Source organism: Gallintestinimicrobium propionicum (assembly GCF_025567525.1).
GTDB classification, from domain to species: Bacteria; Bacillota; Clostridia; order Lachnospirales; family Lachnospiraceae; genus Gallintestinimicrobium; species Gallintestinimicrobium propionicum.
The window spans coordinates 1-375 of sequence record NZ_JAOQJY010000058.1 but is presented as its reverse complement, the minus strand read 5'-3'; the positions used below and the strand labels follow the sequence as shown (position 1 = coordinate 375).

The 375-nt window shown below is 48.8% G+C and carries 2 pseudogenes; both read right to left on the bottom strand.

Features of this window, described 5'->3' with window-relative positions:
* A pseudogene (locus OCV62_RS18125) lies at nt 1–303 on the bottom strand (recombinase); the annotation flags it as partial.
* Nucleotides 300–375: pseudogene (locus OCV62_RS18120) on the bottom strand (PcfB family protein); the annotation flags it as partial. The pseudogenes OCV62_RS18125 and OCV62_RS18120, both read right to left, overlap by 4 nt.

Sequence of the window (375 nt, the reverse complement as noted above, 5' to 3'; positions counted from 1 at the left end):
CCAGCGGGCCGAACCATATTCCAAACCATGTCGATATTTCTTGGCGTTCTTGCTTTTAAGATACACCGCCAGCCTCAGACCAACACCGCAGCACAGCCCTACCAACAAGTCCAATGGATGCAGGCTTGGCCAGAAACTTTGCAGCGCCCCAGGCAGAACCTCAACCAGCGAAAGAAACTTTTCTGAAGCATCCGCCCCTTGTGCCATTCGCCATGCCTCTCCAAAATTGGTAGCAAACAGCCCCAGCAGGATATACGGCATATTCAGCAAAATGAGCTTTTTGATGTCCAATGTCTTTTTCATCGTTCCAGCTCCTTTCGCTTGGTGCGATCCACCACAGCATTTTTAACCATCTCTTTGAACTGGTTAAGTTTT